The 18,745-nt window shown below is 66.9% G+C and carries 19 protein-coding genes and 2 pseudogenes; 13 read left to right on the forward strand and 8 right to left on the reverse strand.

Annotated features, from left to right (window positions below):
• Positions 1-233: IS200/IS605 family transposase (gene tnpA / locus H305_RS0133960; RefSeq protein ID WP_028804393.1), on the forward strand; the 233-nt coding region annotated here is incomplete at its 5' end.
• A 123-nt stretch (positions 234-356) separates the two neighbouring features.
• Here tnpA and H305_RS53625 read toward each other — a convergent pair.
• Entirely contained in the window at positions 357-566 is a 210-nt protein-coding gene (locus H305_RS53625; protein ID WP_158690616.1) for a hypothetical protein, read from the reverse strand.
• A 141-nt stretch (positions 567-707) separates the two neighbouring features.
• Here H305_RS53625 and H305_RS0133965 point away from each other — a divergent pair, with 141 nt between their 5' ends.
• From H305_RS0133965 to H305_RS0133975, 3 genes and pseudogenes are all read left to right on the forward strand, one after another.
• A complete protein-coding gene (locus H305_RS0133965; RefSeq protein WP_158690617.1) occupies positions 708-2,282 on the forward strand; it encodes a hypothetical protein in 1,575 nt (524 codons plus the stop codon).
• Positions 2,283-2,958: 676 nt separating this feature from the next.
• Positions 2,959-3,288, forward strand: a pseudogene (locus H305_RS49570) (isochorismatase family protein); the annotation flags it as partial.
• Between the two features lie 237 nt (positions 3,289-3,525).
• Positions 3,526-4,971 carry an aldehyde dehydrogenase family protein gene (locus tag H305_RS0133975; RefSeq protein ID WP_028804395.1) on the forward strand — a complete coding sequence of 482 codons (1,446 nt, stop codon included), beginning with the start codon at positions 3,526-3,528 and terminating at the stop codon, positions 4,969-4,971.
• 760 nt (positions 4,972-5,731) lie between these two features.
• On the opposite strand, the gene H305_RS0133985 is transcribed toward H305_RS0133975, so the two are convergent.
• Complete coding sequence (locus H305_RS0133985; RefSeq protein ID WP_028804396.1) at positions 5,732-6,481, reverse strand: glucose 1-dehydrogenase; 750 nt, start codon at positions 6,479-6,481, stop codon at positions 5,732-5,734.
• Positions 6,482-6,853: 372 nt separating this feature from the next.
• On the opposite strand from H305_RS0133985, the gene H305_RS0133990 reads away from it, so the two are divergent.
• From H305_RS0133990 to H305_RS53630, 4 genes are all read left to right on the forward strand, one after another.
• A complete protein-coding gene (locus H305_RS0133990) occupies positions 6,854-7,441 on the forward strand; it encodes a TetR/AcrR family transcriptional regulator (protein ID WP_028804397.1) in 588 nt (195 codons plus the stop codon).
• A 645-nt stretch (positions 7,442-8,086) separates the two neighbouring features.
• A complete protein-coding gene (locus H305_RS49575) occupies positions 8,087-8,485 on the forward strand; it encodes a VOC family protein (RefSeq protein ID WP_158690618.1) in 399 nt (132 codons plus the stop codon).
• Positions 8,486-8,978: 493 nt separating this feature from the next.
• Positions 8,979-10,466 (forward strand): FAD-dependent monooxygenase, encoded by a 1,488-nt coding sequence (locus H305_RS0134000; protein ID WP_028804399.1) that lies wholly within the window; start codon positions 8,979-8,981, stop codon positions 10,464-10,466.
• A 264-nt stretch (positions 10,467-10,730) separates the two neighbouring features.
• Positions 10,731-11,090 carry a hypothetical protein gene (locus tag H305_RS53630; protein WP_028804400.1) on the forward strand — a complete coding sequence of 120 codons (360 nt, stop codon included), beginning with the start codon at positions 10,731-10,733 and terminating at the stop codon, positions 11,088-11,090.
• A gap of 351 nt (positions 11,091-11,441) precedes the next feature.
• On the opposite strand, the gene H305_RS0134015 is transcribed toward H305_RS53630, so the two are convergent.
• A complete protein-coding gene (locus tag H305_RS0134015) occupies positions 11,442-12,530 on the reverse strand; it encodes a hypothetical protein (RefSeq protein WP_158690619.1) in 1,089 nt (362 codons plus the stop codon).
• Between the two features lie 130 nt (positions 12,531-12,660).
• Between H305_RS0134015 and H305_RS52845 the strand changes: the two are divergent.
• Positions 12,661-12,771, forward strand: a pseudogene (locus H305_RS52845) (IS5/IS1182 family transposase); the annotation flags it as partial.
• A gap of 28 nt (positions 12,772-12,799) precedes the next feature.
• On the opposite strand, the gene H305_RS55225 reads toward H305_RS52845, so the two are convergent.
• Genes H305_RS55225 through H305_RS55230 form a run of 3 tightly spaced genes read right to left on the reverse strand, consistent with a single transcriptional unit; the run spans position 12,800 to position 14,590 of the window.
• On the reverse strand, positions 12,800-13,348 hold the full coding sequence (locus H305_RS55225; RefSeq protein WP_051371254.1) for a hypothetical protein: 549 nt from the start codon (positions 13,346-13,348) through the stop codon (positions 12,800-12,802).
• Positions 13,349-13,370: 22 nt separating this feature from the next.
• The gene (locus H305_RS47795) at positions 13,371-14,042 is read right to left on the reverse strand and encodes a transposase (protein ID WP_234021352.1); all 672 of its coding nucleotides are present in this window, start codon (positions 14,040-14,042) and stop codon (positions 13,371-13,373) included.
• Entirely contained in the window at positions 14,039-14,590 is a 552-nt protein-coding gene (locus H305_RS55230; RefSeq protein WP_324608126.1) for a winged helix-turn-helix domain-containing protein, read from the reverse strand. Before H305_RS55230 ends, H305_RS47795 begins: the two co-directional genes overlap by 4 nt.
• 123 nt (positions 14,591-14,713) lie before the next feature.
• Here H305_RS55230 and H305_RS0134035 point away from each other — a divergent pair, with 123 nt between their 5' ends.
• Positions 14,714-15,259 carry a hypothetical protein gene (locus H305_RS0134035; RefSeq protein ID WP_028804404.1) on the forward strand — a complete coding sequence of 182 codons (546 nt, stop codon included), beginning with the start codon at positions 14,714-14,716 and terminating at the stop codon, positions 15,257-15,259.
• Positions 15,260-15,355: 96 nt separating this feature from the next.
• Here H305_RS0134035 and H305_RS0134040 read toward each other — a convergent pair whose 3' ends face one another.
• Positions 15,356-15,586, reverse strand: coding sequence for a hypothetical protein (locus tag H305_RS0134040; RefSeq protein WP_028804405.1), 231 nt, complete (start codon positions 15,584-15,586; stop codon positions 15,356-15,358).
• A gap of 439 nt (positions 15,587-16,025) precedes the next feature.
• Between H305_RS0134040 and H305_RS0134045 the strand changes: the two genes are divergently transcribed.
• A complete protein-coding gene (locus tag H305_RS0134045) occupies positions 16,026-16,526 on the forward strand; it encodes a hypothetical protein (RefSeq protein ID WP_158690621.1) in 501 nt (166 codons plus the stop codon).
• 345 nt (positions 16,527-16,871) lie between these two features.
• Here H305_RS0134045 and H305_RS0134050 read toward each other — a convergent pair whose 3' ends face one another.
• Complete coding sequence (locus tag H305_RS0134050; protein ID WP_028804407.1) at positions 16,872-17,279, reverse strand: hypothetical protein; 408 nt, start codon at positions 17,277-17,279, stop codon at positions 16,872-16,874.
• Between the two features lie 53 nt (positions 17,280-17,332).
• Here H305_RS0134050 and H305_RS56140 point away from each other — a divergent pair, with 53 nt between their 5' ends.
• Both H305_RS56140 and H305_RS53640 read left to right on the forward strand, forming a co-directional pair.
• Positions 17,333-17,839 (forward strand): DUF6879 family protein, encoded by a 507-nt coding sequence (locus tag H305_RS56140; protein WP_324608129.1) that lies wholly within the window; start codon positions 17,333-17,335, stop codon positions 17,837-17,839.
• A gap of 96 nt (positions 17,840-17,935) precedes the next feature.
• Positions 17,936-18,112, forward strand: coding sequence for a hypothetical protein (locus tag H305_RS53640; RefSeq protein WP_158690622.1), 177 nt, complete (start codon positions 17,936-17,938; stop codon positions 18,110-18,112).
• Positions 18,113-18,745: the final 633 nt, after the last annotated feature.

Here is an 18,745-nt window from a genome sequence, read left to right on the forward strand (position 1 = left end):
ACAACCACGTCCACCTGCTGGTGAACTTCCCGCCCAAGGTCGCCGTGACCAAACTGGTCAACTCCCTCAAGGGCGTCTCCTCCCGCCGCCTGCGCCAGGAGTTCCCCGACCTGGTACGCCACTACTGGAGGGCCAACAAGCTGTGGTCCGGCTCCTACTTCGCCGCAACCGTCGGCGGCGCCCCGCTCAGCATGGTCAGGCAGTACATCGAACAGCAGAACCGGCCGGAGTGAGCACCGCCCGGCCCCGCCGGGACCAGCCCGCACGACGCTCCGCACCACAGACGAGGAACTGCGGTGTCCGGCTCCGCCGGACCTGAATCCGCGACGCTCCGCGTCGCCACCATCAGACTCGCTTCACCACCGGCCTGAAGACCAATGCACTGCGAATGAATTCCGGTAGCGGGTGGCGACGGCACGGAAGCCTTTGAGGCGGTTGATGGCTCGTTCGACGGTGTTGCCTTTCTTGTAGCGCTCGCTGTCGAACCCGGTGGGTCGGCCGCCTCGGGAGCCTCGCTTCCTGCGGTGCTGTTGCTGGTCGAGACAATCGGGGATGGTGTCGGTCACAAAAACATCCCAGAACACCAACTACCTAGATCAGATGCCCTCTAAGGCCGGCTGCCCGCAGCCATTTCCGCGCCTCGCGGGTCACACCTGTGAAGCACGGCGGGCCGGGATCCTCCGGTGCACGGGGAAGGTTTGGGTCGGATGGCACGACGATCACGGGTACGCGCGGTCGCGATGGCGGCGGGCGCGGTGGCGCTGGTGGCGGGGGTGTTCGGTACGGGTCCGGCCCGCGCCGACACGGCGGACGCCGCACGAGAGATGGCGGTCCGGTTCGCCGAGCACGAGCTCTTCATCGGGACGGAGCCGGCGAGCGTGAACCTGTCCTACCGGTGGAAGGTGGCCGGCGGGGGCACGGCACACGACGTCCACCTGACCGTCGACCTGTCCGCAGTCGCCGACTTCGCCGAGCCGGCACCGTCGGAGCACTGCGAGGGCAACCTCTGCACGCTGGACCTGGCGTCCGCCACCTCGGACTTCCATGCCATCACGCTGGTGCCGAAGCCCGGTGCGGCGGTCGGCAGCAGCGGCACCGTGACCGTCTCCGGCACGGCGTCGGACGCCACGGTCACCGGCGACCACCTCACCCTGACCAACGGCAAGACGCAGCTGAAGGTGAGCGCGTCCGCCGAGCAGCTGCACCAGGTGCCGGGCGACACGCTGACCTTTCCGCTCGACGTGTGGAACAACGGCCAACTCCCGGCGGCCAAGGGGGTGCGGCTGCGGATCGACACCACGGCCGGGCTGCACCTCCAGGGCTCCTGGGCCAACTGCCGCGACGTGCCCGCGGGCGAGCGCGGGGGGCACATCGTGCGCGAGACCCTGTGCGACTTCTCCACCCCGGTGGAGCCCGGCCGGCAGTACGCGCTGTCGTCGCCGCTGCGCGTCAAGGTCGGCGACGAGGCCCTGCGCGACAAGATCTTCTACGAGTTCACCCCGCTGACCGGCGCCGCCCCGGCGAACGGCCCCGGGACCCCGCTGACCCTGGTCCCGAAGGGCGCGATGCCGTCCGACGGGAACATCGACCCGTACTTCACCACCTATGTCAACAGCGTCAATCACGCCGACTTCGCCGTCACCGGGGACACCGTCACCGGGCGGCGCGGTACTCACGCCACGCTGCACGCCACGGCGATCGACCGGGGGCCGGCGGTGGTGCAGGACCTCCTCGACGACGACGTCTTCCTCCCGGTCCTCGTCAAGCTGCCGCCGGGCACGAAGGCCACGAAGATCCCGGACAACTGCCAGCCGCCGCCCACGGACGACGGGTCGGACCCCGGCCCCCGGATGGGCCGGTCCTCCTACCAGTGCTACTTCGGCGATCCCGCCCCGGGGGACCGACACGTCCTGTCGTTCACCGTCGCCATCGGCCCCCGTACCCCGGCCGTCTCCACGGGTCAGGTCCGCACGCTGGAGTTCATGAAGGGGCTCGACCCCGACGCCTCCAACGACAGCGCGGCGCTGACTCTGCGGCTGGCGCAGGGCGGCTCCGCGGGCGGCGGCACGGCCGGCGGGTCTGGGGGAGGAGGTACGCCCGGCGGGTCCGGCTCCGGCGGCGCGGCCGGAGCGTCCGGCTCCGTTTCGGGCGGCCCTTCCGCAGGGTCCGGACCGCTGGCCGACACCGGATTCGGCGGCTGGATCGTCTGGGCGGCCGGCGCGCTGTTGCTGGCCGGTGGTGTGGCCGTAGCGCTCTCCCGACGGTCCCGCGGCGGGAACTGACACGTCGTCCGGGGGCCGGAGGACCCCCGGACGGGTCAGGGACGGAAGCCGTCGGTGATGGTCGCAGCAGCCGCGCCCGCGACAGCATGCCCTACGCCGCTTGATCCTCGCGGTACGCCGTTGTCACGAAGTATGCGCAGGGCGGACGGCGGACATGATGGAGTCTGCGCTGGGCGATGAGCCCTGAGAGTGCCCCATGTAGAGGAGACTGGTCAGGCCCCGCTGCTCCTGCTCGCTGTGCGTCTTCGCATCGCGCCGCGACCTGTTGCTCTTTGTCGGCCGGCGGCCGCGGCTGGCCGACCTGTACGCCGAAGTCGAGCGGGCGCGAGGGGACAGCTTCCGCGCCGACTGGCGGATCACCGACCTGATCCGGCACGCCAGGTCCTGTGGAGCACCCGCCCCCGGCGTCGTCTGCCCGGACGACGGACCGGAGTTCGCTGAGCGGCAGAAGCAGGTGCGGGCCGCACTGGCCAATGCACCCAGGAACGAACCTGACCTGGCCCGCCGGTCCCGGCGGGCGCCTCTTGCTGGAGCGCGCGAGCGCCGTTTTCCTGTATTCCACGCTCCTATGTCGTACAGGGAGACCGACTACACGCCCTGGAAGCATATTTCGGGTGTTCATCACGAGACGTTCGGCATGCGCCTGTTCGAGGAGGGGAGTTAGGGGGCCGACTTCCATCCGGATCTCGCGCCCGTCGACGGTGAAATCGTGATCGCACCTCACAAGAACATCGACGTTTTGGTTGACACGGACCTGGAAGTGCAGATGCGGCAGCATGACGTCGAGTACATCGCTGTCGCAGGTATGGCCGGGACCATGTGCGTGGAGTCCGCAGCACGCAGCTGCATGGAACACGGATTTCACGTCACCACCTTCACGGATGCGACGGCAGCCTTCAGTGGGCGCCCTGCCTGCGATGCCATGACCTTGCGGTATCCGCTCATTTCGCACGCGACACTCAGCGTTGAGGAATTCCTTTCCGCAGCCCCGTCCGCGGAATGCTGATGCCGAAGAGCCAATGCTGCGACGAGATGAGCGGCGTCGGCCGCTGGTCTCGTATCGAACGTCGATAGCCGCGAGTCGCCGGCCGAAGGATGCGCATGCCGCAAGCTACCTTCCGGCATGCGCATGCATGCGATCTCTACACCACGTACAAAACGTCTGTCACCTCGGCGGTCCTACGGTTTAACTGCTGGCGGATACACGTCAGCGCACCTTCAGACGTAAGGGCCGTGACAGGACATGATTCCCACCCGCACTTTCTGGCTCGCCGGACGCCCGGCCAGTGGTGAGACGACCTTGGCGGTTACCTCCCCCTGGACCGGCCAGATCATCGGAGAGGTCAGTGTTCCCACCGATGAGCAGGTCGAGGAGGCGGTGGCGGCGGCCTACGCCGTTCGCGATGAGTTCGCCGCTACCCCGGCATATGTGCGTGCCGCCGCGCTCGACCATGTGAGCAAGCGCCTCGTGGAGCGCAGCGAGGAGATCGCGCGGCTCATCTCTGCGGAGAACGGAAAGCCGATCAAATGGGCTCGCGGTGAGGTCGGCCGTGCGGTGTCCGTGTTCAGGTTCGCCGCGGAGGAAGCGCGCCGCTTCAACAGCGGCGAGGCTCAGCGACTGGACACTGACGCCGGCGGCCAGGGCCGGCTGGCGCTCACCCGCCGCTTTCCGAAGGGCGTTGTGCTGGGGATCACGCCGTTCAACTTCCCGCTGAACCAGTGTGCGCACAAAGTCGCCCCGGCTATCGCGGCCGGCGCTCCGATCATCCTGAAGCCGGCGCCCAATACTCCGCTGTCGGGTCTGATCCTCGGTGACCTGCTTGCCGAGACCGGATTGCCTGCCGGTTCATGGAGCATCCTGCCAGTCGCCAATGACCGGATGCCAGATCTGGTGCAGGACGAGCGCGTGCCCGTTATCTCGTTCACCGGCTCCGAGAGGGTGGGTTACGCCATCATGGACTCGGTTCCCAGAAAGCACTGCACGCTGGAGCTCGGCGGGAACGGTGCGGCCGTGGTGTTGGCCGACTTTGCGAGCGACGAGGATCTTGACTGGGCCGCCAAGCGCATCGCTGTGTTCTCCAACTACCAGGGCGGACAGTCCTGTATCTCCGTGCAGCGTGTCATAGCCGACGCCGCGGTGTACGACCGGCTGCTGCCGCGTATCGTCGCTGCCGTCGAGTCTCAGGTCACCGGGGACCCTTCGGATGACAGGACCGATGTGGGTCCGCTTGTCAGTGAGGACGCAGCGTGCCGCGTCGAGTCGTGGGTCGACGAAGCCGTCGGTTCCGGGGCCACGCTGTATACGGGCGGCATGCGTGAGGGCGCCTCGTACGCGCCTACGGTCCTCGCGGATGTTCCAGCCGATACGACCCTGGCCTGCGAGGAGGTCTTCGGGCCAGTTCTCACGGTCCTCAAGGTGTCCGGTGAGGCCGAGGCCTTCGCCGCCGTGAACGACTCCAAGTACGGGCTGCAGACAGGCGTGTTCACGCGCGACCTGCAGGCTGCCTTCCGGGCTCATCGGGCTCTGGAGGTGGGCGGAGTCGTGATCGGCGATGTGCCCTCCTATCGCGCCGACCAGATGCCGTACGGCGGGGTCAAGCAGTCTGGTGTCGGCCGTGAAGGAGTGAAGTTCGCCATGGCGGATTACACCTACGAGCGCGTGCTGGTCCTCACTGACCTTGCCCTGTAGTAGCAAGGCCTTCTGGTCGGCATGCTGCCGGCCGCCGGTCGCGGAGGGCGGGACGGTGTCGGAACCGAAGACGCCGTCGCCGGCCACCGTGCAGGTCCGGCAGGCGTCGGCACACGCAGTCGACAACCGTGGCTTTTCTGCTGCTTGTTCGGCTTCGCACCCGTCCTGTTCGGTGCGGGCTTCGCCGTCCAGGCCCTTTGGCGAGTGGCGCCCGCCGCCTTGGTGCTCTGGCTGCTCGGGTTCGTCATCTGACTCGAACGCAGCATGGGAGTGGGGCCCGGCCGTAGCGGCCGGGCCCCACTCACGTTGCTTGCGCCAGTGCCGGCGCTCAGAAGCAGGCGTTTTTCCACCGGCATGGACGCGGACTTGCCGGCTGTCGTCATGGGCATGGACGTCGGTCACGGGTCCTGCTCGTTGCGGAGGGACTCGAGGAGATTCGTGCCTTGTGGTGCCCTGCCGGAGAAGGGCCTCGTGTCTTTTGCCGCTTCCTCTGGCTGTATGACGTCGGTGACGGCGGTGGCACCCACGATCCTGGACGCAAGCCATCGCCGGCCGAAGCCGCCGGCGACAGCGCTGTGGTGCGGAGCCATGCGCACGGCTCCGGCTCCACGCCCTCGGTCGATTCCGGGTGCACCGCTTGCGTGCACACCGGCGGGGCTGCGCCCGCCCGAAGGTTCCGTGTGACTACCGGTGTGACCGCGACGCGGACGCGGCGACTCTTGTCTGCGCCGGGACGTGCCTGGCGTTTCTCTGGCGGCGATCAGATCTGGTTGAGTCCGCCATCGACGAACAGCTCGGATCCGGTGACGAAGCTGCTCTCACTGCTGGCCAGGAACAGTGCGGCAGCAGCGGCCTCGTCCGGGTGCCCCATCCGGCCCAGCGGAACCTGGCTGGCGAAGGCGTCCCTCATCTTCGCGGCCTGGTCGGCGTCGGCAGCCAGGCCGGTGATGCCCGGGGTGAGGATCGGTCCGGGAACCAGGGTGTTCACTCGGATCGCGCGGCCGCTGAGTTCGTTGGCCCAGGTGCGGGAGAAGGAACGGACCGCGGCCTTGGACGCGGCGTACACGCCGAAGGCGGCGCCGCCTGAGGTGGCGGCGGTCGATCCGGTCAGGATCACCGAGGCGCCGTCGTTGAGGAGCGGAATGGCCTTTTGAACGGTGAAGAGCATTCCTCGCACGTTGATGTTGAAGGTGGCGTCGAAGTGCTCCTCGGTGACCTGCTCAAGAGCGGCGAACTCACCGCCGCCCGCATTGGCGAACAGGACGTCGATGGGCCGGCCTCGCTCGGCGACGGCCGCGTAGAGGAGGTCGATGTCCGCGAGGTTCGCGACGTCGCCCCGGACGGCGGTGGCTTCCCCGCCGATCTCGGCCAGCGCGGCGTCGAGTGCCTCCTGCCGGCGGCCGGTGATGAACACGTGCGCGCCTTCACGTGCGAATCGCTTGGCGGTGGCCAGTCCGATTCCGCTGTTGCCTCCGGTGACGACTGCCGTCTTCCCGTCAAGCTGTCCCATGATCGTTTACCCCTGTCCGGTGCGAACGCCAGAAGTCGTGCACCAACTGTGATTGCGGTGTTACAGCCCGAAGCGGACGACCCCGGACCCAGTTATGGACTATACGGTAAAGAACTACGTTATGGACCGCACGGACAAAAACGTGACCGCCTCCACATCTCCGAGCGGCGACAGGCCGGCCGACGCCGACCCGCCCCCGGGGGCGCCGGAAGAGCCCGGCGGGCCGCGCACCACGCGCCCCCGCCATCACCCGGCCCGCCCCCGCGCGGCGGCCACGCCAGGAGCCGCCCGGACCGCCGCGGCGCCGCACGCACCCAGGACGGCATCTCACGATCTGGACCGATAGGTCAAGAATGACGTATGCTGGTGAGCATGGGACGTCCGCGGAATTTCGACGAGAACCAGGTGCTGGAGTCTGCGCGCGAGCAGTTCTGGAATCAGGGCTACGCGGCTACGTCACTGCAGGACCTGACGGACGCCACCGGACTGGGCAAGGGAAGCCTGTACGGGGCATTCGGCGACAAGCGGCAGTTGTTCCTGCACGTGCTGGACGGCTACCGCGACGAACAGCTCAACAGCGTCCGGGCGGTCCTCACGGGGCCCGGTACGGCCTTCGAACGCCTGACCCTGCTCGTCGAGGAGGTGGTCAAGGGATTCACGGAGGACCCGCAGCGGCGCGGCTGCCTTCTGGTCAACAGCACGTCCGAGCTGCACAACAATGATCCCGATGTCGTCTCCCGGGCCCGGGCCAGCTATCAAGCGGTCGAAGATCTTCTCATCGCCTGCGTGAAGGAAGCCCAGGACGAGGGGACGGTCGAACCGGGCGCGGACGCACAGGAGCTCGGGCGGCTGCTCCTTGCCCTCATGCAGGGCATCGAGTTTCTCGCCAAGACCGACATGGACGGCTCGGCTCTGCTGCAGATAGGCCAGGCCGCCCTCAAGCAGCTGTCCCGGCACTGACCACCCGCGGGCCGACGCCTTTCACAGGCGATGTGCCGACAGGCAGGGATCCGGGTGGTCCTGCTTGAGCCGGCATGCGAGCACCCAGCGCACCTGCCTTCCGAACGCCCCCACGAGTGGTCCGGGCGCCCACGACAGCGCGGTTGACGGCCTACCCCTCTCGCCATGCCCTCGAGCAGGCTCTTGGGCCGCGCAGCCGCGCCATCGACGGCGCCTGAACGCGGGCCGGGCGACGCTGTGGCAGCCGGCGACGCCGGACCATTGCCCACGGGCCCTGGGGGCGAGGACTCCAGCTGGCCAGGTCCGCGCAGTACCGCGTTCGCGCCCCTCTCCGCACGCCAGCGGCAAGTTGCCAACTGATGCATTGATCACCGACTTCGCAATGGACCCGAAGAGGACATATGTTCTTGACCGAATGGTCCATAAGACTTACCTTTGAGCTGCGGCCCGTGGTTTCGCTACTGCAAGTGGCATCGGGTCGGCGGCAGACGGGCACAGACTGTTCCGCCAATACGGCAGACAGAAGTCGGGTGGGACTGGACGAGGACCTCGCGTGCCCTACCGCAAACGACTGCACACGCTCAACGAAAAGTGATCACCATGGCCACCGCTGCCCAGCCGCCCTTCACCTTCAGCCTTCACAACGTGACGATTTCCGTCAGCGACCTCGACGCGTCGATCCAGTGGTGGAATCGGGTGTTCGGCCTCACCCTGCTGGCGAAGTCCCGCTTCGACGCCATCGGGGCGGACGTCGCCTTCCTGGAGGGTCCCGGGTTCCGGCTCGAACTCCTTCAGCCCGCGGACGGTGTGCGGATCCCCGAACTGACGGCAGAGCCCCCCGCGCACATCCGCCCGATCGGCAACAAGGCCCTGGTCTTCCGCGTCGAGGACCTCGCCAGCGTCACCCGCACCTTCCGTGATCTGGGCGTGACGATGGTCTGGGAGCAGATGGACCTCGGCGACGGCAGCATCTCGACCGCGATCCGTGACAACGACGGAAATCTCATCAACGTCTTCCAGCAGGGCGCAAGCCCGGTCGGCTGACACAGCGAACCGATCGCGCTCCGTCCATCCACGGGGCACACGACCCGACGCTGGAAGTGGAGACGGCGCGCGATCACCCTGGCCGCCAGGCCAGGTACAGCCGCTGGGAACGCAGTTGTCCGGGAGATGGTTCGGGAGCGCCGCCGTCCGCCGCAGCTGAACATTGCAGGTCTGCGACGGCCGGCCGGGAAACCCTGCGCATGCGCCCAAGGCCCGCAGTCCGTCAACGATGAGCAGCCTCTCCGCGCGTTGGAATCACCGCTCCGGTGTGAGCGGGACGGCCGATGCCTGACAGGCGGGGAAGAGGCCTGTCTCTTACGGTGGTTCATACGAAATGCTGCGGGCACCTGCACCGTCAGGAGCCACGCGTTACGCCACCCGAGTGAACTCCCGGACGCCTTCGCCCACCCGCCCGGACCTGCACCGCCGGTAACAAACGGGCCTGACAATCACCCACCGTACTGCTCGTTCAGTCACACGCGGAGGACAGAGCATGGGATCCGACGTTGACGTGCTGGTCGTCGGTGCTGGTCCAGCAGGGTTGCTGCTCGCAGGTGACTTGGCCGAGGCCGGAGTGCGCTGCACCGTCGTGGAACGGCGACAAGGGGAATCCCGGCTGACACGCGCATTCGCCGTTCACGCCCGAACAATGGAGCAACTGGACGCCCGCGGCCTGGCCGACGACCTGCTGCTGACCGGCCTGCGCAACCCGATCCTGCAATTCCTGCGGATCGATCTCTCGCGCCTGCCGACCCGCTACCCCCACGTCCTCGTGACACCCCAGTACAACACCGAGCGGCTGCTCCTGGCCCGCGCCTTGGACCACGGCGTGAACATCATGCGGGCCCACGAAGTCACCGGCGTCCTGCAAGACCCCACCGGTGTCGACGTCACCGTGAAGACACCAGCCGGCACTGAACACAGCCTGCGCGCGGACTACGTAGTCGGCGCAGACGGACGGAACAGCTGCGTACGCCAGTCCCTCGGCCTGCCGTTCCCCGGCCGCTCCGCCGTTCGCTCCATGATGCTCGCAGACGTCCGCATGGCCGACCCGCCGAAGAAGCCGCCCACCGTGGCAGCGATCGGGGACGCCTTCGCCATCGTCGTCCCGTTCGGCGACGGCTGGTTCAGGGTCATGGCCTGGAATCGCCACCACCCCATGCCCGACAACGCATCGGTCGGTCTGGAAGAAATCAAAGACGTCGCCCGCCAGGCGCTCGGCAGCGACTTCGGCATGCACGACCCCCGCTGGCTCTCCCGATTCCACAGCGACGAACGCCAGTGCCCCCGCTACCGGGTGGGCCGGGTGTTCCTCGTCGGCGACGCCGCCCACGTCCACTCCCCCGCCGGCGGCATGGGCCTCAACACCAGCATCCAGGACTCCGCAAACCTGAGCTGGAAACTCGCGGCCGTTCAGCGCGGCCGCGCACCCGAGGCCCTGCTCGACAGCTACCAGGACGAACGGCACCCGGTAGGACACCGGGTCCTGCGAATGAGCGGCGCACTGCTCCGCGGCGTCCTCACCACACCACGAGCACTGTGCGGCCTCCGTGACCTCTCAGCACGTACGGTGCTGCAAACCCCACCAGTGGCCCGACGAATGGCCGAAGCAATCTCAGGAATCGACATCTCCTACGCCGCCCCGGCCGGCGCACACCCCCTCGTCGGCAAGCGCGCCCCTGACGTCGCCCTCAGCGACGGACGCAGACTCTACGAAGCCCTCCGCAAGCGACGGTTCGTCCTTGTCACCCCGCCCGATCCCGAGCGCCTCCCCTCACTGATCAAAGAATGGTCCGGCGAGGTGGAGATCGTGTCCCCCAAGGGCACCACCAAAAAGAGTGTTCTGGTCAGACCAGACGCCTACATCGCATGGGCCATATCAGAGGAGTCACCTGAACGTCGCATCGACGCAGCCCGCCAGGCGTTGACCCAATGGTGCGGCCCACAGGCCACCAGCTCCGGAACCCCTTCGCCGGACTAGCGCCACGACCAGAACGATCGACCGACCGACCGCCCGGAAGATCAGCCATTGCTCGGGACTGCTTTCAGGCAGTCCTGTCCTGGGGACGAGCCCTTCCGGCCTCGTTGATCGTGTGGTCGGTTTTCGGCTTCGTCTTGCTGGCGGCGACCTTGACCGGCATGCCGAGGACGGCTGGAAGCTCCGGGGTGGGGGCGTCGGCCTTGATATCGGTGTGGTCGGGCAAGAGGTCGGCGACGGCCGTCCGGATGCGCCGCGGCTGACGCTGTGCTCGCGGGCGAGGGCTGCGATGCAACCGCCCTCCAGGCAGGCGGTGTGGACGGCGCCTGTCGTGTCGGCCGCCACGGCGGGCCGGCGTCCGCCTGTGCAGCCTCTGGCCTCGGCGGCACGCAGGCCGTCGTAGGGCTAATCGGTGCCGGGATCTTGATCATCGGACAAGTCCGCAGCCGCTCGGCGACTGCGAACCTGTCGGAACTTATCGAGGCCGTTGTCGACCTCCATGCCCGCGAACTCGCCGACAGCATCAAGATGACCGGCGACACCTATACGGACCCTGATGTGGGACAGCAGATCAACCGGTTCGTCCAGAAAAGACGCTGGGATCCCACCTCTGTACTCGCGGACTGAGCGTTACGGCGAGGTCGGCCGCCGCGCCCCCTGGCGCTCATGCCTGGCAGGATCTGCACCGGCTTGTCCACTGCCAGGAAGCGGCCCGCATCAAGCGCTGCGATGGCCAACTCCCCGATGCGCAACGCCGCCTGGTTGCCGGCGCCGCCGCCTCGGTGTAGCCGACTTCGCCCAGGAAGGCGGCCTCCTGAACCCGGCCTGTTCAAGCTCGCCACCGACCCCGGGGCCGAACCCCAGTGAGCGGCGGCCCCCAATTCCCCGTCTGGCTTGCCAAAGACCCTGATGATGCTCAGGCTGCCGAGGATGCGTTGGCGGCGGTAGCCGCCAACGCGGGGGAAGCCGCGGACCCACTCAGCGGCGCCCTGTGGGCTTCCCTTGCAGGACCCAAACGTAGTACCAGGGATTGCTCGTAGGTCTGCGGCTGCCCTTCTCTGTGACCAGGGCACCAAGGACGCCCAACACACTGCAGCCTGCGCCGATGATCGCGAGTGCTGATTCAAGGGCTGGCCCGTAAACCGCGAGAAGAACAGCTCCTGTTGTTCCCACTACTGCCCCTGTCGTGGCGAGCGCCCTCGTGCGCTGACGGGCCTCCGTCATTTGTGCCCGAAGGCTGTGTACATGTCCGGCGATGTCCTCCGCCAGTACAGAGAGGGCACGTTCGGATTGCACCGAATCCATGGCATCGTCCATGCTCAGCAACGCTCGGCGCAAATGGGTGCGGAACGCCGTGTAGGAATCGAACTCCTCAACGGTGATCTGTGCGAAGTCCCGCAGCCCGACGCCGGCCAGGAACGGCAGGTCGATTTCCAAGACCGGGCGCACCAGGGAGCCCATGACAGGCCGCGCTGTGGCTGTCTCCACCGCACGTCCGTTGCGCACCAGGAAGTCGACAGCCGACGGCCCCGTGTACAAACCGCGTGATCGTCGGCGTCCTCGGCGGTCGCGCCGAGGACGGCCGTATGTCGGCAGATACCACACCAGTCCTGCTTTCAACAGCGGCTCTGCCTCCAGCACCCAGCGTCCCAACTTACCGAGGTCGGGGCAGAACATGCCGTATGGCTCCGCAGCTGGCTGCTGCGAGGGACGCGCGCCAATCGGCACTCCGTCAACTGGGTCTACGATTGCGCCGTCGCCCCGTCCCACTGCACCCAGCTGGTTGAAGTTGCCGTGCCCGCTGTGCGACAGCAGCAAGGTGTCCGAGACGAGGGTCACCCGTTGCGTCAGGGCGGTGAAGTCCCTCTGCCGGGCGGCCATCCCGACGCAGAAGGAAGTGCGCTCCAGCCTGTGTTGGTCACGCAGTGTCAGTTCGTCACGCACCCACGACGAGCGCAGCAGGTAGCGGCCGTACGCGTCTGCCACGACGCTGGGATCACGACGGTGATCGCGATCGAGCTTCTTGAAGAAGGCGGTCATCTGATCGGCAACTGCTGCGTTCTGCACGGCACTTCTACGCGAAAACACGATGCGAGGATGCTCGCTTCGCCCGCCGGGGGTCTAGAGTCCCGACGGTTGCATCGATGCATAGCCGTCGTCTGGGGCAAGCAGCGCGCGCCGGTATGCCTGGCCCGGGCTGGCCGGCTGCCGCCGTCTCCACCGCCGCTACGAGCGCAAGGCCGAACTCTTCCTCGCCTTCGCCGGCATCGCCGCAAGCTTGATCAACTATCGCAGGCTCGCCAGATGAAGCAGCGGTCAATGCCGCTGGCTCGGCATCAGCGAATGTCCCACTCATCGACCGGAACGCAGTCATGCACCGTGTAGGCCCAATCCTGGAAGTTACCGACGAAGAAGACCCTCGACAGGAGGATGTCACCGGCCCGCTGAGCCCGCACCAACAGCCCGAGTTCTTCCGATATTGCATCGCCCTCAACAGAGAACGTGGGCGCCATGCCATGGTTATCCGCATATGCATGGAATTGATCCGCAAGCTCAGACGGCACCCGGCCGACCAGGCGAAGCCCATCGATGGAGACTTGCGGACCACACAAGGCGTCAACCGCGACGGCGGCCAGTTCACCGGACTTCCTGCAGTAGGCCGTGACGGCCTCCTCGTACAGTGGTGCGTCCTTGGAGCGGAAGCCAGCCTGCTGCACCAGAGCACCGTGCGGCCGGGTCATAGAAGAATGCGTGCTGGTGAAGCCCTGTGCACCCATCGTCGTGGCCACTTCCTCAATGCTCATGCCGAACCGAAGGGGGCCGACAGTCTCGAACGCCACAAAGTTCCACTGCGCTCGCTCGGCGTCGTCGACGATGGACCACATCTGTGCGTATCCCTCCAGGGCATCACGGAACCGCGTCTCGCGGCACGCTGATCAGCGATGACTGTACAACTGCGCCCCGCTGGGGCCCTGCAGCCCTGATCCGCCAAAGGAAACGCCGCGACTGATCTTTTCGTAAGTTCGGTGGGGGTGGTGGGTGGATGGTCAGGCCGGTATGGGCGAGGAATGACCATGGCAGTCGGGGGTTGGCATTGATGCGGTGGATGCCTTGCTCGGTGGCGTCGGCGACATCGGCGAGGTTGGCGAGTTCACGTTTCTTGAGCGAGGACCACAGCAGTTCGACCGGGTTCAGCTCGGGGGCGTAGGCGGGTAATCGTTCCAGGGTGAGCCAGTCCTGTTCGGCGACCCAGGCCCGCATCGCCCGGCTCCAGTGGGCGGAGAGGCCGTCCCAGACCAGGACCACTCGCTCGCCGCGGTAGAACACCTTCATCTGCTCCAGGACCTCGATGAGTCCGGCGGTGTCGTAGCTGCCGGGTTTGAGGTGGAAGCACAGGCGGGCCCCGCGATCGGGGTCGGTGGAGTGGTAGCCCAAGGCTCCGGCCATCGACGCGCGCTTCCAGTTCAGGCGGTGCCGCAGCAGCGGAGTCCGCCCTCGAGGTGAGTAGGTGCGGCGGATCTGAGGGAGCAGCAAGACGCCTGATTCGTCGAGGAACACGATCCAGGCACGTGTGTTCACGGCCCCTTTTTGATGCGCGGCCACTCGTGCGCGATCCAGCGGGCGATCTCCGACTCGTCCCGCTCGACCGCCCGCCGCTCGGGCCGTTGCAGGCTCCATCCGAGCCGGCCGGTCAGCAGCCGCCACACCGACGCCCGCGACAACACCACCCCCGTTGCCCGGGTGACGACCACGCCGACTCGTTCCAGGGTCCACAGGCCGGCCTCGAAACCGTGAGCCTGGGCACCTTGCTCCAACGCGGCCCGGACCATCTCGACCTGGGTGTCGTCCAGCTTCGGCGGGCGTCCGGTGGCTGCCCGCCGCCGCAGGGCCGAAGCACCGTCTTGCTCCCACACCCGTCGCCACCGCCGCACACTCTCGACACACACCCCCACCGCCCTCGCGATCTCCGCATTCGAGGCGCCGCCCTCGAACAACTCGACTGCCCGAACACGACGCGCCTTCGCCAACTGAGGCCTCGACAAAGGAGAAAGGGAGGAGCGGCAACCGAAGGGGAAGGTTGATATGCCACCCCGACAGGCTCCCACCCACACCGCCACCACACCCACCGAACTTACGAAAAGGTCAGTAGTCGAAAACCCATCTACCAGGAGCTTCTCCTGTCCGTCAGCTCAACTACCCAGCCCGCTCGGCGGGGCGGACAACGCCCATGCAGTGACACACTGATCATCATGTCCAACTCCTACGCGCAGCCCATCTTGAGAACGGCGGACCTCTCGAAAGCGATGCGCATCATTGAGAAACTGCTGGAGATGGCCGACCTGAGAGGCCTGGAAGTCGATTTCACCGCGTCGGTCTCCTCACCCAACTCTCTCTCGCGGGTGCTGGCTGTGCTGCCGGATGCCGAGTGGTGGGCGGATGGCGCCTCAGGCACAGGGGGCGATCCGTCGGCCTACCTACCCGTCTGGTTGAGCCGCTGGGCTGGGGCACCCGAGACCGTGGAGCCGTTTCTCACAGCGGTGGGCGACAGCCCTGCGACGGTGCGGTGGGACTTCAACGCTTGGCCCGAGGCTCCAGAGGTGGGCCTGGGAGTGGGAGGCACCCGCGGAGCGTTCGTCACCCTGTGCGCGCATGCCCGCGACCTTGAGCTGGAAGAACCCGCGGCCGACTACACAGTGTTCGTCCACGTCAAGCAGGTCGAGGCTGAACGCGCACCATGGCTTGCGGCCCAAGTCGGGCTGCGGGTGATCGGCGACCTGGTGATGGCACCACACTGAGCATCCAGGAAGGGAGCTGCAACACTGCCAACACGATTCCGACGTGCACCAATGCCCTCGGCAGAGCGTAGATAGCTGATCACGGTTACCTGAGCGCTATAAAAGGATCCTGAGCAGCGCGGTCACGTCCACGGGAGTGGTGTGCTCGTCTACCTGGGCGAGGAGATTGCGGGACAAGAAGCCGTTTCGGTAGACGGCTTCGAAGAAGCCGGTGCCGAAGCACAGCCTGGTCAGTTCGTCGTCATCGAGTCGCCGGGAAGCATCAGTCAGGTGCGCATGGAGGCGGCCCAGAACGCTGGTTCCGATCACGTGGAGATTGGCGCGCACTGCGGGGGCACATGCTCCGTCAATGGGAAGCCCTGCTTCGACTCAGCCGGACGCTCAGTCACAGCGGTGTCGCTGAGCACCTCAGTTGGCCATTCTGAGCGTCGCAGTTGACCATCACAGCCCCGGGTGAAGGTGCTGGCGGCGTCCATGCGTACCTGGGACACGACGTTTGCGTGATCACCATGTGCAGCACGGAGGCCGGGAGAATCGGCTTGAATGCCAGTGCTCTTGCCTCAGCGGATGCGGTGACCTCAAAGTCGTACCTCACGACCTTGGGGGTGGCCGGATGTGGCATACGCGCGCTCGTCGGGTATTGGGTTCCGGTGCCGGCACGTTGGCCCTGCTCACCGTGGCGGGCTGTGACGGCGGCGCAGGAGGGGCCGCTGAGCCGTCTCCCTCCACAGCGGCATCGCACTCCTACACCAGCCAGTCCTTCAGGGTGCCGCTCACGATCACCGTCCCCACCTCGCTGGGAAGCCGACCGGTGTCGGACACCCGGACCTTTCTGACGTGGGTGAAATCCGGCAACAAGGTCCGATTCCTGCTGCCCGTGGTGGTGTACCGGCCAGGTGGCGGCGGAAGCCCCGAGAATCCGCCCACCACCTACAGGGGCTACGTGGCATACCTTCATGAGCAGTCCGGCTATCACGCGAACTGGCGGGAAGAGAAGACCACGACCGTCGGCGGCCGGGCCGCCACACTGCTGACCGGCAGCACCAATGAGCCGATGGACGGATCATTCGGCTGTCCGACGGCCGAAGGGGACCCCGACGAAGACTGCTACGGCCTCCAGCCCGACAACGACTTCCGAGTGGCCGTCATCGACGCCCCGGGCAGGCCGCTGGTGGCATGGACGCCGGTCGAAACCACTCAGGTCGTGGATACCGCACCCGCCTTCAAGCGGTTCGAAGGCATGCTTCGAACCCTCACCTTCCGATAGCTCGGCAGGAGTGCGCCCGATCGTCGAGGGCTCAATCGTCCGACGCCCGCCGCCCGGGCCCGCGCCAGGTACTGGATCACAGCCACTACGGCCATCCCTCTCGTGAACACCGACCCGTTTTCGCCTTGTGCTGCCGTAGTTGTGAAAATCGAACGGGTGCGGCTCATCTGCAGTGAGTTGGTTAGGAGATCGCTGAACTGCGCGACCGATTGGAGGAGTTGACCAGGCGTCTTGCCCAGCGGGAAGAAGTGCTGTCCCGGTTGGAGATCACCTGAGAGACGATGACCGAGATCCTGTTCGGCGACGATGCGGTCACGGTTGCCGGGTCCGGGGCGGAGCCGGAGGCTAGTGGGCGGGGTCGATCGTGACGGCATCGAGAGGGAAGCCCCTCGGACGGCGGTTGCCCGCCGATCCGGCGGTGAACCGACCGCTGGCCTCGTCGCGGACGATAACCAGGCAGTTCCCTTCGCTGGGGTTGCTCGTGTCGGTGTGCCAGACGCGACCGTCGCTGTTGGCGTGGGTGGGCACATCCAGGTGCTTCGGCCCGATGACGTACCTGATGTTCACCGCCCCGTCCGGGGTGAACCCTTCACCCTTGATCGCGATCTGCCCCTGGTCGGCGTCCACCATGATGATCGGCTCGATGACGACCGGCGCGGGTACCGGAGTCAGGACGCTGTACGCGCCGCTCTGGCTGACGTCGTGATTGGTGCCCTGCGCGCAGGTTCCGCCGTGCCCGCCTCCCGCGAACACCAGACACTGGCAGTCGGCGCACCAGCGCCACCCCGCCTGCGCGCCGTCCGGACCTGTGGCGCGGGGACGCGGACAAGATCGGCCTGCTTGCTGAGGACTTCTGGCTGTTCGACTCCCGCCGCGCTCTGGTCCTTCACTTCGATGAGGCGGACGGGTACCTCGGCGCCGAACTCGTCGAGGATCTGGAGCGCATCGTGCGGTTCTGCCAGATCCGTGATGCTGCCTGGCACTTCGCGATCCGGCGCGAGGAGTTCGTGGCGCAGGTAGCTTCGACCTGCACGCCAGACAGGGAAGAGCCGTTGCGGCCCGTACGGACGTGGCGCGTGACGCCCTGGTGCTTCGATCGAACACAGCGCCCGGCAGCAAGAAGTTGTGTCTGCTCCATGACGGCGTTCATGCGGTTCTTCAGGGCCTGGGGTCCGGCGCGGGTGCCAGGGTTGGCGGCAACCAGCACTGGCGGTGTGCCCGGCCGGTCGGCAGTCGTCCACCAGGTCGAGATCGACATGGCGGGCAAATCAGTGGTGAGCACACGGGCCTACCGGTGGCCACAGCCCGGATGAGGTCCCAGCTTCAAGACCCCGAGCCCTCGTCTCCCGATCAGATGGCAGCCGCAGTGTTGTTCACTACAGTGCGGATCATCATTACGAGGGGGGATCATGGCGGACTACGAAACTCACGCGAACAAGGCCCAGGAGATCCTGGACGAGCTTCACCCCAAGACCTTCCAGCGCTCTGAATCGCTCGCCATCGCCGCTGCCCAAGTCCAAGCAATCCTCGCCCTGGCTGCAGCCATCGACCGCCAGAGCCGGAACGACGGCAGCGGGTCCAGGTGAGTGTCTACGGTGGGGCCTACCGAGGAAGTAACCAGGCTCCGCCGACTGATCAGTGCGTATCCGTCTGCACGATCCCCTGCACGCGCCTTACACCCCGCGCGCTCTGCGGTAGCGCAGGGCAGGCGGGCTCACTCGACACACCTCCCTACATCATGCCGAACCCAGGTAGCCAGCCCAGCAGTCCTCAACCGCAATGCCACGTGAGGTGAACGCGTCAGCCCTCCCGGGCTGGAGCCGAGCGCGGAGCACCGTCCTTCTCCGATGCGCAGTCTGCTGAGGACCTGGCCTACGCTGCCGGGCTAGGTTTCTCAGCTGTAGCCCGGTCCCGTAATGCTCTGGCGGGGCCGGGCTACTTGCTGCGTGGGCGGCGCCCGAAGAGGGCCTGGCGCAGGGTCGGATACTGCATCTGGATGTCGGAGCGGCAGGTAGGGCAGCGCCGGCCGTCTTCCGGCGGGGCAAATTCGTTGTCGTAGCCGAATCTGGTGATCGGCAGGCCGCACCGCTCGCACGGTGGGACGGGTTCCGGCTCGGGCTCGGGATTCCAGCTCGGCCTCCCGCTCTCACCGGCGTTTCTCCTCCGCTCTCTCGTACTCGAGGCGGCGTCGCTGGTCGCGGGCGCGCCAGGCGTCGTGG

The organism is Streptomyces sp. 142MFCol3.1 (genome assembly GCF_000424945.1).
GTDB lineage: Bacteria > Actinomycetota > Actinomycetes > Streptomycetales > Streptomycetaceae > Streptomyces > Streptomyces siamensis.